Below are 16,473 nucleotides of genomic sequence, written 5' to 3' on the forward strand. Positions count from 1 at the left end.
GGAAACCCTCGAATAATTGCATTTTCAAAATAGCATAGCCTCCCCCTCAGGAGGCTATGCGCTTATATCGAATTAATATTTAAAGTTGACAGCCAGCACTGCACTGCGGCCTTCTGCTTCAGTGGCATAGTGAGAGGCATAAGCTTTAGTGAAGTAACGTTCATCAGACAGGTTGTTGACGTTTAATTGCAAATCAACATTTTCATTCACGTTATAACGCGCCATGGCATCATAACGGACATAACCTGGAACCCACTTGGTATTGGCTGCATCACCATAAACTTTATCCATTGCAACAGCACCCGCACCTAAAGTTAAAGCAGGTGTTACAGCATAGGTAGTCCACAGGGTTGCAGAATTTTTAGGTACATTCTGCATTTGCTTACCTTTGGCAGGGTTGTCAGGTGTACATACCCCTTGACGGTTACAGGATGGGCCTGGGTTCACAGTTTCACTGTCGAGATAAGTATAACCAGCAGATACAGCCCATTTATCCGTAATTTGGCCATTTACGCCCAGCTCAAGACCGTCTACTTGGGTTTCGCCGCCATTGGTATATGTAGCAGCATCCAGTTGAATCCGTGTATTTTGTTTTTCAGTACGGAACACGGCAGCGGTTAAACTCAGTCTTTCATTTAACACATCCCACTTTGTACCGATTTCAAAGGTACGGCTCTCTTCTGGATCTAAGTCCATATAGGCTTGGCCAATTGCTTCTGAACCATCCCCGCCATCTACACCGACCGGATTGGCAGAAGTCGCATAACTTGCATAGATAGAACCACTTTCAACAGGTTTAAAGATTAATCCAGCCTGATAGGTCAGGAAATCGGTATTATTTTCAATAGAGTCGCCAGTTGCGTTTGTGGTTTGCTTGGTATCAAATTTATCCCAACGTAAACCCAAATCTAATAACCATTGCGGGCTAAACTCGATATTATCTAAGAGATAGACAGATGTAGTCTCGGTCGTGGTTGTCGTGAGATTTTTGTTGGCTGCGGAAGAGCCCAACCATTGATCACGTGAGTCTGGATTAGTTAATGATGTACACCATGCATCGCTGATAGCACAGTCGCTGTTGAAACCACCTGTGGTGGTACCTGGATAGCCTGGATAACTTGTTAAGTAGTTACCTTTGTCAGATTTTTGATCTGAGTACTCTGCACCTATATTAAAGCTATGCTTGAATGCACCTGTATTAAACTTACCTGTCAAAGCAAGCTGATCGGTAAAGATGTTGGTATCAGTAATACGTGAGTTTATACGACGCCAGACTTTATCATTTAGCACGTTACCTTTGGAGTCATCTGGCTGGGTCCATAAGTAGTCATTTTTGGCAGAGCTATATACCGCTGTATTACTCAGGGTCAGGTTATCCGTTAAATCGTGTTCCAGTTTGATGGTGCCGATCTGATTTTCCTGTTTCTGGAAATCACGACTTAATAAACCATAATAAATGCCCTGTTTTACATCGACAGGTTTACCGACGGTGGCTTTTTTTGCCGCATCATACTTATAAGGAACACCTGAATCCGGCGTGTCATCCGATTTTAAATAGTAATAACTTAAAGTCGCGCGGGTAGGGGTGTCCAGACCAAATACAATACTCGGTGCAATACCGGCACGTTTATATTCGGCACCATTTTTCTGGCCAGCTTTTTCATTATGGTGACCCATCACGGCCACACGTGCTGCTATACCATTTCCAAAATCTTTATTGCCATCCAAGGTTATACGTTGATAGTTGTCAGTACCACCCGCGACAGAACCTTCTAGAAAGTCACCCGCTTTAGCAACTTTAGAAATCATGTTGATACTACCACCAGTCGTTCCTGCACCGCCCATGGCAGATGCAGAACCTTTAGTGACTTCAACCTGTTCGACAGCAAACATTTCACGGTTCTGTGAAGTGGCGTTGCGTACGCCGTCTACATACATGGAACTTTCAGAATTATAACCCCGAATAAAGGGACGATCACCGTTTGGATTGCCCCCTTCACCTGCGCCCAAGGTAATCCCCGGAACTGTACGTAAGGCATCACTTAAGGTAGTGACTTGTGTATCTTCAATTAACTGTTTTGAAATGACCGAAACTGACTTAGGGGTATCGAGTAAAGGCGCTACAAATTTGCTGTTCGCAGATTGGTTTACTTTGAAGCTAGGTGCCGGTTCAGCTTTGACTTCTTGATGAATCGTCTCTAACTGGATCACCTGTTCTTCTGCCATCGCAGATCCAGCCACCATTGATAAAGATGAAACAATTGCAGAGGAAACGATTTTTTTACGTGTTTTAATGAAGGTCATGTTAAACCTAAAAAATGAATATTAAAAAAGTATGAGAATAATAATGATTCTTGTTTTTATTTTTATCCTTTTGTCATAGGAATTCATGATCTTTAAGAAAATATTAAATGATATTTTAAATGTAATAACATAACAATATATATTTAAGTTTTTGATTTTAATAAGTATTGATAAAGAAAACTTATTATTAACTTTTTATTGAGAATAATGATGTTTATAAAAGGGCACAAATTAGGGAGGTTTCATGGAGTATTCATTGAGCGATAAAACACCCTACCGAAGCAGGGTTTTGAATCATGACTTTTATATTAGAAGTCGTATGAAACAGATAACCAGTAGTTACGGCCTGGAATATAAGTACCTGTTGTACTAGAACCGATATCTAAATATTTATAACCGGTGGCAGTTTGTGGACGACCACGGTTGTCTAAATATTCATATGATTTTGCACCTTCGGTAAAATCTTTGTCCAGCAAGTTGTTCACAGCCATATTCAGACGTAATTGATCACTGACGGTATAACTTGCACCGAGGTTGAATACGCTATAGCCCGCTAACTTGTCACCAAATAATTTATATTCTTCATAGTCGCTTGAGCCTAAACCTGAAGCAGGTGCTGTTGGCGTAGTCAGGAAGCGTTGACGATCAGATTTATATTCGTACTGTAACCATAGGTCTACCGCAGGCACCAGATGCCATGTTGAAGTCAGGTTAAAGGCATTACGTGGCTGGTTATTGTAATAAGTGCCTTCGTTTTCTCCATCCGTAATTTCACTTCTGGTATAGGTATAGGCAGCTTTCATATCCCATTCAGGCAAAATGCTGTATTGCAAAGTTGCTTCTGCACCATAAACTTTGGCCTTATTCGCATTCACGCTGGTTGAACATGAGCTTGCAGTCAAGCATTCAGCGGATACAGGAAGATTCTCTGAAACAATCGCATCTTTAATCTGGTTGTAAAAACCGGTTGCCGTGAAATTGATATCATTTGTCGGCTGTAAATTAAAACCTAATTCATAGTTGGTTGAAGTTTCAGGCTTTAAGTCAGGATTACCAAATGTCAGGTTTTGTCCCTGTCCACTGAGGCCAACAACGCCATCGTAGAGGGCTTTCGCAGAAGGTGCTTTATAACCCGTACTTACGCCACCTTTCACAGTCAGCATGTCATTGGTATTCCAAACAAGATATGCACGTGGACTAAAATGACCGCCAAAACCGGAGTGATCTTCAAAACGACCGCCATAGGTTAAACTTAAACTATCCAAAAGACGCCATTCATCTTCAGCATAAACTGACCAGGATTTTTTATCGAATTCGTCCACACCAGTCGAATACAGAGCGATATTATCTTTATTGGTTTGCTCTTTGTATTCCGTACCAACGGTAAGCTTATGCGCACCCAAAGTTGAAATAATATGGCTGTCTGCAATTAAATCGGTATTTTTTAACACACGATCTGCACCAATTTGTGTATTTCCGACGGGTAATGCAGCCGAAGGTATCGTACGACCTTTGGTTTCAGTTTCTGAGTGGCTGATATAAGTATTCCACTGACCAAAGCTATAGTCGCCATCATGCCCGATTGCAAACTGGGTACGATCAAAAATCAATTTATCTTTATAACCATTTGCTGTTGTTGCAGTATCTAAAGTACCTAAACGGCTATCTTCATTCTTATAGTTTTGATGGCTGTAGAATGAGTCAAGCCACAAGGCATTTTGATCATCTACTTTGTATGTAAGTTTACCGCCTACATCATAATTATGTGCGGTGGTTGGGCGTGGATCTCGACCTGTTGAACCTTCGACCCGGTCAGACTGTCCCCGGTCATAATAACTGCCGCGAAGCTGCAGACCAAGCACATCATTGACCAATGGACCATTCACTAAAAAGCTGGTTTTCCAGGAGTCTGCTTCAGCACCATGCTCCATAACGTTGCCACTGACAGTAACGTTCCCATTCCACTCGTCTGAAACTTTTTTGGTAATGATATTAATGACACCACCCATCGCATCTGAACCATATAGGGTCGACATAGGTCCGCGAATCACTTCGATACGCTCAATGGCTGAAAGGGGCGGCATAAAGCCTGTTGCTGCTTCACCAAAACCATTCGGGGTAACATCTGTTGAGGTGGTTTGACGACGGCCATCAATCAAAATAAGGGTGTCATCAGCGTTCATACCACGGATGCTAACATTTAGTCCTGCAGTTTTGCCTACGCCATTACGCACATCCACTCCAGGGACATCAACCAACAGGTCAGCAATATTGGTGGCATTCTTACGTTGAATATCTTCTTGAGTGATCACGCTAATTGAGGCGGGTGCATCTTTTAATTGTTGTTCAAAACCCGATGCAGAAACTACAATGGTAGACAAGGTGGTAGTTGGGATGTTTGAGAGGCTATGTGTCTCTGCAAAAGCAGATGTTGCTGTGACCCCAAAAATTGCCAATGTAAGCGGACGAAGACTAAAACTATGCATGACCAAATTCCCGAACCGAAGAATAAATTAGTATTGTTGCTCAAATAAGAAACTGGATATTAATGATAGTACTTATCATTTGCAATAAAAATATACATTTTCTGCATTTAAGTGGGGTTGACTGAATATCTGAAAGGGTAGCAATTCGAATAAAAAAGACTTAAAAACTGGAACTCGCGCGTATTTTTTGTATATCCTTAAATGTTGTCATATAATGTGGCACATTTTTATAAACCTGTTATTACCAAATATATAGAGGAAGCCATGCAAGTAACTTCTGAAGCGGTTTCGGGCGTTGCCCGTCGTTTAAATGTTTCTGTACCGACGAGCCGTATTAATGAGCAATTTGAAGCTCGTTTAAAACGCACTGCTAAAACTGCGAAGATCAACGGCTTCCGTCCAGGTAAAGTGCCTGTAAACGTCGTTCGTCGTGAATACGGCGCTGGTATCTACCAAGAAGTTGTCAACGACATCATTCGTGATACAGTTTTCGAAGCGATCCAGCAAGAAAAAATCAATGCTGTAGGCATGCCGAACATTGAAAAAACTGAAATGAAAGACGACGCTTTAGTTTATGAAGCGACCGTTGAAGTTTATCCAGAAGTTGACGTGAAATTTGAAGGCCTGGAAGTTGAACGTAAAGCTTCAGAAGTGAATGACAAAGATGTTGAGAAGATGATTGAAAATCTTCAAAAACAACGCGCTTCTTGGGCTGAAACCAAAGGCATGGCGAAAAAAGACATGCAAGTGACTTTTGACTTCGAAGGTTCAATCGACGGCGAAAAATTTGAAGGCGGTTCTGCAGAAGACTTCAAACTTGTTCTAGGTTCTGGTCGCATGATTCCTGGCTTCGAAGATGGCATCATCGGTATGAAGAAAGGCGAAGAGAAAGTGATTGATGTTACTTTCCCTGAAGACTATCAAGCTGAAAACCTGGCTGGTAAACAGGCTCAATTCAAAATCACTGTGAAGCTTGTTGAAAAACAAAAACTTCCAGAAATTGATGCTGAATTCCTGAAAATCTTCGGTGTATCTGAAGAAGAAGGCGTTGAGAAGCTGAAAGCTGACGTTCGTAAAAACATGGAACGTGAAGTGAAAAACGGCCTGCGCAACCAGGTTAAAGGCGCAACTTTTGATGCACTGGTTGCTGCAAACGAAGTTGAACTTCCAGCTGCTATGCTTGCTCAGGAAATTGACCGTCAACGTCAACAAATGATCCAGCAGTTCACTCAACAGTTTGGGGCTCAAGGCGCGAAAGCATTTGATTCAAGCATGCTTCCGGATGATCTGTTCAAAGAACAGGCTGAAAAATCTGTGAAACTTGGCGTGCTAGTAAGCAAAGTACTTGCGGATGCCAAAATCGAAGTAGACCAGGCCCGTGTTGAATCTTATATCGAAGACATGGCTTCTTCTTATGAAGATCCAAACGAAGTGATCGAATACTTCAAAAACGACAAGCAGCAACGTGCTCAAATCGAAGCTGTAGTGCTTGAAGATCAAGTGGTTGACTACATTCTGGACTCTGCGAAAGTGACTGATGTAACTGTAAGCTATGAAGACTTATTGAAAGAGCAACAGGCTCGTCAACAAGGCTAATTTTAGCTTTCCATAAAAAGGCGCTTCGTGCGCCTTTTTTCATATTATTGATATATCTGTTTTTCACAAAACTAATGCAAAAAATATGAGAGATTTATTGGCGATTATTTTGCAATTTCATTGATTATCCCTCATATTGTAATTATGGATTAAGTCACAAAAATTTAGGAATAAATAAACCTATGTATGTTCCAACGATTGAAAACGCTTTAGTGCCAATGGTGGTAGAACAATCCTCTCGTGGTGAGCGTTCTTTTGATATTTATTCACGCCTTTTACGTGAGCGGGTAATTTTTTTAACAGGTGAAGTTGAAGACAATATGGCCAACCTGATCGTTGCGCAAATGTTGTTTTTGGAAGCTGAAAACCCAGATAAAGATATTCATTTATATATCAATTCACCGGGTGGCTCGGTGACAGCTGGCATGGCAATCTACGATACCATGCAGTTTATTAAACCGGATGTCGTGACCTATTGTATGGGTCAGGCAGCCTCAATGGGGGCATTCCTGCTGAATGCAGGGACCAAAGGCAAGCGTTATTGCCTGGAAAATGCCCGTGTCATGATTCACCAGCCTTTAGGCGGTTTTAAAGGCCAGGCATCAGACATTGAAATTCACGCACGTGAAATTCTGTTCATTAAAGAACGTTTAAACCGTTTAATGGCTGAACATAGTGGTCAGGAATATGAAAAAGTGGCACGTGATACAGACCGTGACAACTTTATGACTGCTCAGCAAGCGAAAGAGTACGGTCTTGTGGATGAAGTACTTACTAAACGTCCATAAGTTTTAAAGATTGAGATATTGGAGTAAATATGTCCGAACATCCTCAAGGACAAAAGCATTGTTCATTTTGCGGTAAAACGCAGTCTGAAGTCGGAAAGCTGATTGCAGGCGAGGACGCATACATTTGTAATGAATGTGTGGACGTATGCTTAGATTTGGTTCAAACCAGTCAGCAGGTAGAAACCAATGACTGGGCGAACCGTCCTTTGCCGAAACCGCATGAAATCCGTGCGGCGCTGGATCAATATGTGATTGGTCAGGACGTAGCGAAGAAAACTTTATCTGTTGCAGTATATAACCATTACAAACGTCTGAAAGTGCAGACCAATGGTAAGAAAGCAGATGACTCTGTTGAAATTGCTAAAAGTAATATCCTGCTGGTCGGACCGACTGGTTCGGGTAAAACCTTGCTGGCCCAAACACTTGCCCGCCTTCTCGATGTTCCATTTGCCATGGCAGATGCAACCACACTGACCGAAGCGGGTTATGTGGGTGAAGATGTAGAAAACATTGTACAAAAGCTTTTGCAAAAAGCTGATTATGATGTCGAAAAAGCGCAGAAGGGTATTATCTATATCGATGAGATCGACAAGATTACCCGTAAGTCGGAAAATCCATCAATCACACGTGACGTATCGGGTGAAGGTGTACAGCAAGCCTTGCTGAAAATGATCGAAGGTACAGTTGCTTCCATTCCTCCTCAAGGTGGGCGTAAGCATCCGCAGCAAGAATTTATTCAGATCGATACCTCAAATATCCTGTTCATTTGTGGTGGTGCATTCTCAGGTCTTGAGAAAATTGTCCAGCAGCGTCAGGAAAAAGGTGGTATTGGCTTTACTGCGGAAGTCCGTAACAAAGATGAAAGCAAAAAGCTGTCTGAGCTGTTCCGTCAGGTCGAAGCGACTGATCTGGTGAAATTCGGTCTGATTCCAGAATTTATTGGTCGTCTACCAGTGATTGCGACGCTGGATGAACTGGATGAAGAAGCGCTAATGCAAATTCTGACTGAGCCGAAAAATGCTTTGACCCGTCAGTATAAGCATCTGTTCAAAATGGAAAATGTAGACCTGGTCTTTGAAGACTCGGCTTTACGTGCTGTGGCGAAAAAAGCCCTGGAACGTAATACCGGTGCGCGTGGTCTGCGTTCGATCCTGGAAAATTCATTGCTTGAAACCATGTATGACCTGCCGAGCCGTAGCGATGTAGGTACTGTGGTGGTGAATGAAGCAGTAATTAATGGTAAAGCTGCACCAGAGTTTCGTGCTGAGCGTCAACCACATGACGAACCAGAAACAGCAGCAAAAGTTGATTTAAAAGTGGTGAATAGCAAATCTGCCTGAGAGTTGCTATTCGTCAGAAACGTGTGAAAACCCCGTGTTTTCACACGTTTTTTATTTCCAAAAATAAAAGCAGATGCTAATCTCAACATCTAGGCGTGGACGCCGAAAGTTATAAAAAATATATCGCAAAGCACTTGCATACAAGAATAAAGACGCAGTGAGGGATAAGCATGCGTGGAGTCGCCATCGTATTCATCGGCAGTTTGGCGCTGATGGGTTGTCACGGTAAAAAAGCCGTAGTTGAACCTACACAGCCGCTCAGTACTTTAAAAAATATTGATCTTGAAAAAAAACCAGGCTTCGTCGAGAAGCACAAGGTAGGCATGTTCACGATTGGTGGTTGGGTGAACCAGAAACAGGGTCATCATTTCCAAACGGTTAAGCCACAGCATGAAGAAGCAGCTATTGTTTATTTATATCGTCCAGATTCAAAATGGAACCGTCAGGAAATTGTAGCTGCGAGTCTGTTTATCAATCAGCATCGCATTCCAAGTTTACTGCATAATCACCATTACTGGATCGAGCTACCTGCAGGCACTTATCGTTTAAGTACTAGCCGTCCTTTGGGTGCTCTGCACTTTCAGACACCTAAATATCTGGACTTTACGGTAGAAGCAGGACAGTCCTATTTTATTAAATATGATGAGGAAAATCTCAGCACCCGTCGTAGTGTACCGGGACCGCTGATGCTAATGCCGAATAATGTGGGTTTAAATGAAATTGCTTTTACCCAGTTAAAGTCAGACAGTTTTAACTTTTTTGCACAGGATCAGCAAACAGGAAAAATCCGCAAAAAAGCCCAGAAGATTAAACCGACTGCTTATGATTCAAGCCTAGACGTACAATTGACCACGCCTTTTAAACTTTGGGATCCGCGGACTTGGTAATTTGGATAGTTCTTTGAGGAAAGATAATAAAAAAGCACCCTAAATGGGTGCTTTTTTATACAGCTTTAATTAGCCCGCAGCAGCATCAACTACTGGAATCTTGCCAATTTTAGCTTGCCAGATTTTCGGTGCAGTGGCATGAATAGAAGTACCATTCACATCAACCGCGACAGAGACCGGCATATCTTTCACCACAAACTTGTAGATCGCTTCCATACCCAGGTCAGCAAAGGCAACCACTTCAGCTTCACGGATCGCTTTAGACACGAGGTACGCAGCGCCACCTACAGCCATTAAATAAGTCGCTTTATTGTCTTTGATTGCTTCAACGGCAGCAGGACCACGATCCGCTTTACCGATCATGCCAAACATGCCGGTCGCTTCAAGAACTTGACGTGTGAATTTGTCCATACGCGTTGCAGTGGTAGGACCTGCAGGACCAACGACTTCATCACCAACTGGATCGACTGGACCTACGTAGTAGATGAACTTGCCTTTAAGATCAACAGGAAGTTCTTCACCATTGTTCAGCATGTCCACCATGCGTTTGTGCGCAGCGTCACGGCCAGTGTAAATTGTACCGTTAAGAAGCAGCGTATCGCCTGGTTTCCAGGAGTTCATTTCTTCTTGCGTGATGTTGTCCAGATCAACGCGTTTAGACGTTGAAGAATCCCAAGTCACAGATGGGTAGTCTTCAAGTTTTGGTGCCTGAATATGTGCAACACCTGAACCATCAAGTGTGAAGTGTGCATGACGAGTCGCAGCACAGTTCGGGATCATACCGACTGGTTTACCTGCAGCATGACAAGGATAATCTTTGATTTTAATATCAAGTACAGTGGTTAAACCGCCAAGACCTTGTGCACCAATACCCAAAGCATTTACTTTTTCGAAGATTTCGATACGAAGCTCTTCCATTTTGCTTTGTGGACCACGACGAAGCAATTCGTCCATGTTGATCTCTTCCATCAATGCTTCTTTGGCAAGCATCATGGCTTTTTCGGCAGTACCACCGATCCCGATCCCCAGCATACCTGGTGGACACCAGCCTGCACCCATGGTCGGAACAGTTTTCAGTACCCAATCTACGATTGAATCAGACGGGTTCAACATTGCCAGTTTAGATTTATTTTCTGAACCGCCACCTTTGGCTGCAACAGTGATATCTACTTTATTACCAGGCACAAGCTTGTGATAGATTACAGCAGGGGTGTTGTCTTTGGTGTTTTTACGGCCAAAAGCAGGGTCAGCAAGTACAGATGCACGAAGTACGTTCGAGTTTTCTAAATAACCCTGACGTACACCTTCGTTAATTGCATCATCCAGGCTCATGGTTAAATCGAATTTAACGTCCATGCCCACTTCAACAAATACGTTGACGATACCAGTATCCTGGCAGATAGGGCGGTGGCCTTCTGCACACATGCGTGAGTTAATCAAGATTTGCGCGATTGCATCTTTCGCAGCTTTGTTCTCTTCACGGTCGTACGCACGGCTCATCGCTTGGATGAAGTCTTGTGGATGATAGTAAGAAATGAACTGAAGCGCATCTTTAACCGATGTGATCAAGTCATCTTGCTTGATAATAGTGGTCATACAAATATCTCTTGAGCGGGCTGTTAGCTAGCGGGCTAAATTATAAGATAAATAAATCCAGTTGTGGGCGTTTTACAGGGACATTGGCCAAAAGTTTATAGTTTAAGCAATTTATCGTCTTATTCTGGTCGCTGGCTTAGTTAAAAAAGACAAGTTTGTGTCATATTTATTGTCATATTTCAGCTTATATTTCACCTCAATAAAGCTTGTATAAATTTAAGTTATTGATTTTTATTTAATATTTAAAAATATAAAAAATCCTGCTTGTCATATAACTGTCATAAAACTTTTACATAATGCAGCTATCAAATAAAGGAGATCCTAACAATGGTTACAGGTATTTTAATGGCAGCTGGTTTTTGTGTATATATCGCTGCAACTTGGATGTACGGTCAGAAAGAAGAGCAAGCCTAAGCTTATCTTCTTTCTCCTATTTTAAGACCTCAAAGAATTAAGCTATCTTCAAATCTTCAAATCTTCAAATCTTCAAATCTTCAAATCTTCAAATCTTCAAATCTTCAAATCTTCAAATCTTCAAAGCATATTAATAAAAAACAATATTTCAAACATCTTCCCCTTGTCACAATACTCAGGTAACTCACGCATTTTATAGAATTACATTATTAACCCAGAAAAACCCAAAGCCTGAAAACCCTTACACATGCAGCGTTTTTTATTGCTTAGACTGTTTTTCTCAACTTCTAGAAACAGGCAAGTAGAATGAACAATTTTAATGTAAGTGATATTAAAGAACATGCTTCAGTCATTGCTTCATGTGGTACTCAAGTCGGGAAGGTGGATCACCTGGAAGGTCAGGATTCAATTAAATTGACTAGAAGTGATGATGAAAATAATGAACATCATGTAATTCCATTAAGTTGGGTAAGTGAAATCAAAGATGGAAGTGTGGTTTTAAATAAAACAGCAGAAGAAGTGCGCCAGCAGTGGACCACCTTATAAAAAACTAAAGTCAGTGGACTGAAAAACAGAGCTGCCTCAGCTCAATTTTTTATGTCACAGACTTTATGGGTAATCATTGAAAATGCCAGTTCGAAAGACTGGCATTTATTATGTGCAACAAAGCTTTTTTACAGCGTTTATTTTATTCATATAAGGGATTTCGTGCCTGCATCATGATTTCATCTGAATATTTACCTTCGTATTCAAAAGCATCTTTTTTAACTTCTATCACTTGGAAGCCGCATTTTTCATAAGCACGCTGTGCACGGGGATTATGCCCAAACACTTCGAGTCCAAGGGTTTCGAGCTTTAATTGATCGAAGACAAAAATTTTCACCAATTCAATCGCTTCAGCACCATAGCCTTGGCTAGTGAACCTGATTTGAGAGAGTGCGATGCGAAATTCTGCTGTTAGGTTTTCAGGATCAATCTCTAGGACAGATAATTCCCCAATCATACAGTGATCAGCCTGCAGACAAATGGCAAAATCATAACGGAGCGGATGATCAAGGCAGCGTCGAATATGGGCTTCAATTTCAGCTAGGTTAAAATTTCGCTTTAAGCCTGTCATATGACGAATCTCATCGACTTGCGTAGCCTCCAGGAAAATGGGTGCATCTTCAACTTTTAGAGGCCTTAAGTAGATACGAGCGCCATTTAACTGAAGTATAGGTTTAATGATATTTGGCGACATTTTTTATTTTCGAGATAATCCGTGTGTAGATTATAGAAAATCTGCTCAGTCATAAGAAAAAAATAAAATGATTAATAAAAAAACCACCTGATTTTTCAACCAGGTGGTTTGGAAAACTTAAATTCAAGAAAATTCAAGAAGTATTAAGCTTCTTGCTGCTCGGCCTGAATCGCAGTTAAGGCAATGGTAAACACGATGTCATCGACCAATGCACCACGTGACAAGTCATTCACAGGTTTATTTAAACCTTGCAGCATTGGTCCAACACTGACCACATTGGCAGCACGTTGTACCGCTTTATAGGTCGTGTTACCGGTGTTCAGATCCGGGAAGATAAACACATTGGCACGTCCGGCCACTTGTGAATCAGGCGCTTTCTGGCGCCCCACGCTTTCCACCGATGCTGCATCATATTGTAATGGCCCATCAATCAGCAGATCAGGACGACGCTCTTTGGCAATACGTGTAGCTTCCGCGACTTTTTCCACATCTGCACCGGTACCTGAAGTTCCAGTCGAATAGGAAATCATGGCTATACGCGGGTCAATACCAAAGGCTTTGGCAGAATCGGCGGACTGAATTGCAATTTCGGCGAGCTGTTCTGCATCAGGATCCGGATTGATCGCACAGTCACCATACACATAGACTTCATCTGGCAATAGCATAAAGAATACGGAAGAGACCAGTGAATAATCCGGAGCAGTCTTGATCAGCTGGAAGGCAGGGCGCACCGTATTTGCGGTGGTATGTACTGCGCCCGACACCAAACCGTCAACCTGATCCAGCGCCAGCATCATGGTGCCAAGTACTACCGTATCTTGCAGTTGTTCACGGGCTTGCAGTTCGTTGAGCCTGCCTTTACGCAGCTCGACCATCTTGTCGATGTAGTTTTCACGCACCAGATCCGGATCAAGAATTTCCAGATCTTCAGGCAATTCAATGCCGCGCGCTTTGGCTACTTCTAGCACCGCTTCAGGCTTGGCCAGCAGAATACACTGTGCAATACCACGCGCCTGACAGATGGCGGCAGCCTGTACGGTACGCGGTTCATCTCCTTCTGGCAGTACAATACGTTTTTTTGCGGCAATCGACTTCTGTACCAGTTCATGACGGAAAGCAGAAGGTGACAGACGTGGCTTATACGAACCATTCAACATTTGATTCAGCCATTCCGGATTGATATGGCTTGAAACAAAACGCGTGACCTGATCCGCACGTTCAGTATCATCTACCGGAATTTCATTGCTGAGATTTGCCAGTTTTTGTGCGGTTTCAAATGTGTTGAGTGGTGTATGTAAAATCGGTAAACCTTGCTTGATGGCAGTCTGGCAGAATTCCAGCACATGATCATTTGGCTGATGATGCTCAGTCAGCACCAGACCTGCCAAAGGAATCCCATTACTGCTGGCCAGACTGCTCGCCAGTAACACATCAATTCGGTCGGATGCACTGATGATCAGTTCACCCGCTACAAACTTATGCAGTTCATGCTCGATATTGGCTGAAATCAGGCTGCTATTTTGTACACGGCGCTGCTTGGCTTCGCCTTCATTAATCCAGTAACCAGAAATATATGCAGCAAGATCAGACATACGCGGTACGCTTAAGGTTTTACTGAAAGGTACCAAGCCAATCACTGGTAATTTTTCAGAACCAATATGCGGATGAGTCTGCTGAATGGCTTTAATAAATTCTGCAGTTTCAGTCTTGAGGCGTAAATCCGGATTCAGCGTGACAGGAATCTGTGCAGATTCTTCAGGCAAGCCCTTGGTACGCATCAACATGATACCTGCCAGACGGGTAGAGCTGGCACCACCAAAGTTACGAAGCTGATGTTCAATTTTATCCGCGGTTTGGCTTGGCTTGAGAATATTGGCATTGCTGACCACAATAACTTTGGCATCGAGGGCCTGTGCCAATGCAGCATTCAGATCGTCGGCAAAACTGTCTTGAGTATTTGGCAGCAAACCTTCGACAATAATCAGGTCATGCTGTTTGGCAATTTGACGATGCAGACGTACCGCTTCCTCAAGCAGTTCATCCTGTTCCCCCAGATTGATCTGCTGCAAGACTTTGCTATAACGGATGGGTTCAACAGTTTCACTCTGAGAAATATGACGATACAAAGCCGTGGTGCGGTCTTCGATTTCATTCAATTCCTGAGCAAAAGGTTTGAGGAAGCCAGCTTTTACCCCTTGGCATTCCAGCGCATAAATCAGGCCCAAACAGGCAGAAGTTAGGCCTACGCCTTCCCCGGTGGGTACCAATAAAATTGTTTTCATAAGTTATGTCAGTCGCAAAATAATAGAAATCAGTTAAAAAGTGGCCGGGCCTGCTTATGCAGGCGTTGCCTCAACTTTAGACTTTTTTGCAGTATGTTGCTCGATTTCGAGTTCTATAACACTCTGAACTTCCTGGGCAATGCGGCCTTCTTCATCGGTTGGTACCACCCAGATTTGTGGGCCTGTACCTGAGTCGATCCGGCCTTCGGTACCGCGTTTCAGTTCATTATTGGCATTCTTATCCAGATTGAAACCAAAATGAGGCAGGTAATTCATGGTCTTTTCACGGATATACGCCGAGTTTTCGCCAATGCCACCCGTAAAGAACAGACCATCGATGCGTGGCAGACCACAGCTCAATGCTGCCAGGGATTTAGCCAGGCGATAGCAGAATACTTCAATCGCCAGGCTGGCATCTTCATTGCCTTGCTCTGATGCTTCAATCAGGGTGCGCATGTCATTGGACAGATCAGACAGACCCAAAAGACCACTTTGGCTATTCAGCATCTTGTCAATTTTATAAATGTCCCAACCCAGATTTTTCGCCAGGAAGCTATGCAGGCTTGGGTCGACATCGCCACTGCGTGTGCCCATGACAATGCCTTCAAGTGGGGTTAAACCCATAGAGGTATCTACACTTTGCCCATTCCAAACGGCACAGGTCGAGCTACCATTGCCAAGATGCGCGGTTAACCAGCCCCCTTGCTTGAAGCTGCCTGCCAGTTCAGAACCACGGTCTGAAACATAGGCATGGCTGGTTCCGTGGAAACCATAGCGACGTACACCATGAGCAGTATATAAAAATTTCGGCAGGGCATAACGATAAGCATGCGCTGGCATGGTTTGGTGGAAGGCAGTATCAAATACTGCAACCTGTGGTAATTCCGGGAATAAGCGTTTGGTGGCTTCAATGCCAATCAGGTGTGCCGGATTGTGTAACGGCGCAAGCGGCGTTGCTTCACGGATTTTTTCAATAATTTCGTCATTGATCAGTTCGGCCTTGGTCAGGCTGCCGCCATGTACCACACGGTGACCGATCGCGTCCGGACGGTAGTTGGCCAGACGTTCCAGACCCACTTCAAGTGCCTTTTTATGGTCAGCAAATGGAATGTGGATATCCACCGGCTCATTGCCGACAGTCACGCCTTTAATACGAGCATTCTCTGTGCCTAAGTTTTCAGCTAAACCATGAATACGGAAATTCTGCTCCTCAAGAAGTAATGCGAACTTGATTGAAGAAGAGCCACAATTAATAACTAATACTGATTTAGACACGATTGATTACCCAATTTTTAATTAAAATTCTCGTCCATTTGCTTGATCCAATTGCAAACCATGAAGCTGCAATATTGATCAATACCTATCTTTTAACATTTGTTTTTTTTCTGTCCTAGATAGACTTTAGCAGATTAGACTTAAGCATTATCGACCAAGTTAATAATAATAACTAAAATTTATCAGTTCATAGTTTTCATTTATAAATAAAATGATGCTGAAAATACGATCAATAAAAATGTTAAATCCTGCTTAACGTTTATTT

11 protein-coding genes are annotated in these 16,473 nt (G+C 42.7%); 5 read left to right on the plus strand and 6 right to left on the minus strand.

All coding sequences use genetic code 11. The annotated features are described in order from the left end of the window. Window positions 1–72 precede the first annotated feature (72 nt). Together H9629_RS00865 and H9629_RS00870 are read right to left on the minus strand one after the other, a co-directional pair. Entirely contained in the window at window positions 73–2,304 is a 2,232-nt protein-coding gene (locus tag H9629_RS00865; RefSeq protein ID WP_191730372.1) for a TonB-dependent receptor, read from the minus strand. Between the two features lie 308 nt (window positions 2,305–2,612). Continuing rightward, the gene (locus H9629_RS00870) at window positions 2,613–4,790 is read right to left on the minus strand and encodes a TonB-dependent receptor domain-containing protein (protein WP_191730373.1); all 2,178 of its coding nucleotides are present in this window, start codon (window positions 4,788–4,790) and stop codon (window positions 2,613–2,615) included. A 264-nt stretch (window positions 4,791–5,054) separates the two neighbouring features. Between H9629_RS00870 and tig the strand changes: the two genes are divergently transcribed. The 4 genes from tig (at window position 5,055) to H9629_RS00890 (ending at window position 9,401) form a co-directional block, all read left to right on the plus strand. Next, window positions 5,055–6,386, plus strand: a complete 1,332-nt coding sequence (gene tig, locus H9629_RS00875) for a trigger factor (RefSeq protein WP_191730374.1) — start codon at window positions 5,055–5,057, stop codon at window positions 6,384–6,386. A 182-nt stretch (window positions 6,387–6,568) separates the two neighbouring features. After that, window positions 6,569–7,174, plus strand: coding sequence for an ATP-dependent Clp endopeptidase proteolytic subunit ClpP (gene clpP / locus H9629_RS00880; RefSeq protein WP_064094818.1), 606 nt, complete (start codon window positions 6,569–6,571; stop codon window positions 7,172–7,174). 29 nt (window positions 7,175–7,203) lie between these two features. Beyond that, a complete protein-coding gene (gene clpX, locus H9629_RS00885; protein WP_138743107.1) occupies window positions 7,204–8,514 on the plus strand; it encodes an ATP-dependent protease ATP-binding subunit ClpX in 1,311 nt (436 codons plus the stop codon). A 170-nt stretch (window positions 8,515–8,684) separates the two neighbouring features. Beyond that, window positions 8,685–9,401, plus strand: a complete 717-nt coding sequence (locus H9629_RS00890) for a DUF2846 domain-containing protein (protein ID WP_191730375.1) — start codon at window positions 8,685–8,687, stop codon at window positions 9,399–9,401. Window positions 9,402–9,470: 69 nt separating this feature from the next. Here H9629_RS00890 and H9629_RS00895 read toward each other — a convergent pair whose 3' ends face one another. After that, window positions 9,471–10,997 (minus strand): fumarate hydratase, encoded by a 1,527-nt coding sequence (locus H9629_RS00895; protein WP_064094815.1) that lies wholly within the window; start codon window positions 10,995–10,997, stop codon window positions 9,471–9,473. 720 nt (window positions 10,998–11,717) lie between these two features. Between H9629_RS00895 and H9629_RS00900 the strand changes: the two genes are divergently transcribed. Next, window positions 11,718–11,957 (plus strand): DUF2171 domain-containing protein, encoded by a 240-nt coding sequence (locus H9629_RS00900; RefSeq protein WP_191730376.1) that lies wholly within the window; start codon window positions 11,718–11,720, stop codon window positions 11,955–11,957. A 142-nt stretch (window positions 11,958–12,099) separates the two neighbouring features. Here H9629_RS00900 and H9629_RS00905 read toward each other — a convergent pair whose 3' ends face one another. From H9629_RS00905 to H9629_RS00915, 3 genes are all read right to left on the minus strand, one after another. Then, entirely contained in the window at window positions 12,100–12,651 is a 552-nt protein-coding gene (locus H9629_RS00905; RefSeq protein WP_191730377.1) for a GNAT family N-acetyltransferase, read from the minus strand. 143 nt (window positions 12,652–12,794) lie between these two features. After that, entirely contained in the window at window positions 12,795–14,933 is a 2,139-nt protein-coding gene (gene pta, locus H9629_RS00910; protein ID WP_064094812.1) for a phosphate acetyltransferase, read from the minus strand. 54 nt (window positions 14,934–14,987) lie between these two features. Next, window positions 14,988–16,208 (minus strand): acetate/propionate family kinase, encoded by a 1,221-nt coding sequence (locus H9629_RS00915; protein WP_064094811.1) that lies wholly within the window; start codon window positions 16,206–16,208, stop codon window positions 14,988–14,990. Between the last annotated feature and the right edge of the window lie 265 nt (window positions 16,209–16,473).

The sequence above is a fragment of the Acinetobacter pecorum genome (assembly GCF_014837015.1).
Taxonomy (GTDB): Bacteria; Pseudomonadota; Gammaproteobacteria; order Pseudomonadales; family Moraxellaceae; genus Acinetobacter; species Acinetobacter pecorum.

Bases quoted from the DNA above. Each gene is read 5' to 3' on its own strand.
- H9629_RS00905 (WP_191730377.1), bottom strand. From the start codon at position 12,651: ATGTCGCCAAATATCATTAAACCTATACTTCAGTTAAATGGCGCTCGT.
- H9629_RS00865 (WP_191730372.1), bottom strand. From the start codon at position 2,304: ATGACCTTCATTAAAACACGTAAAAAAATCGTTTCCTCTGCAATTGTT.
- H9629_RS00890 (WP_191730375.1), top strand. From the start codon at position 8,685: ATGCGTGGAGTCGCCATCGTATTCATCGGCAGTTTGGCGCTGATGGGT.
- H9629_RS00900 (WP_191730376.1), top strand. From the start codon at position 11,718: ATGAACAATTTTAATGTAAGTGATATTAAAGAACATGCTTCAGTCATT.
- clpP (WP_064094818.1), top strand. From the start codon at position 6,569: ATGTATGTTCCAACGATTGAAAACGCTTTAGTGCCAATGGTGGTAGAA.
- H9629_RS00870 (WP_191730373.1), bottom strand. From the start codon at position 4,790: ATGCATAGTTTTAGTCTTCGTCCGCTTACATTGGCAATTTTTGGGGTC.
- pta (WP_064094812.1), bottom strand. From the start codon at position 14,933: ATGAAAACAATTTTATTGGTACCCACCGGGGAAGGCGTAGGCCTAACT.
- H9629_RS00895 (WP_064094815.1), bottom strand. From the start codon at position 10,997: ATGACCACTATTATCAAGCAAGATGACTTGATCACATCGGTTAAAGAT.
- clpX (WP_138743107.1), top strand. From the start codon at position 7,204: ATGTCCGAACATCCTCAAGGACAAAAGCATTGTTCATTTTGCGGTAAA.
- tig (WP_191730374.1), top strand. From the start codon at position 5,055: ATGCAAGTAACTTCTGAAGCGGTTTCGGGCGTTGCCCGTCGTTTAAAT.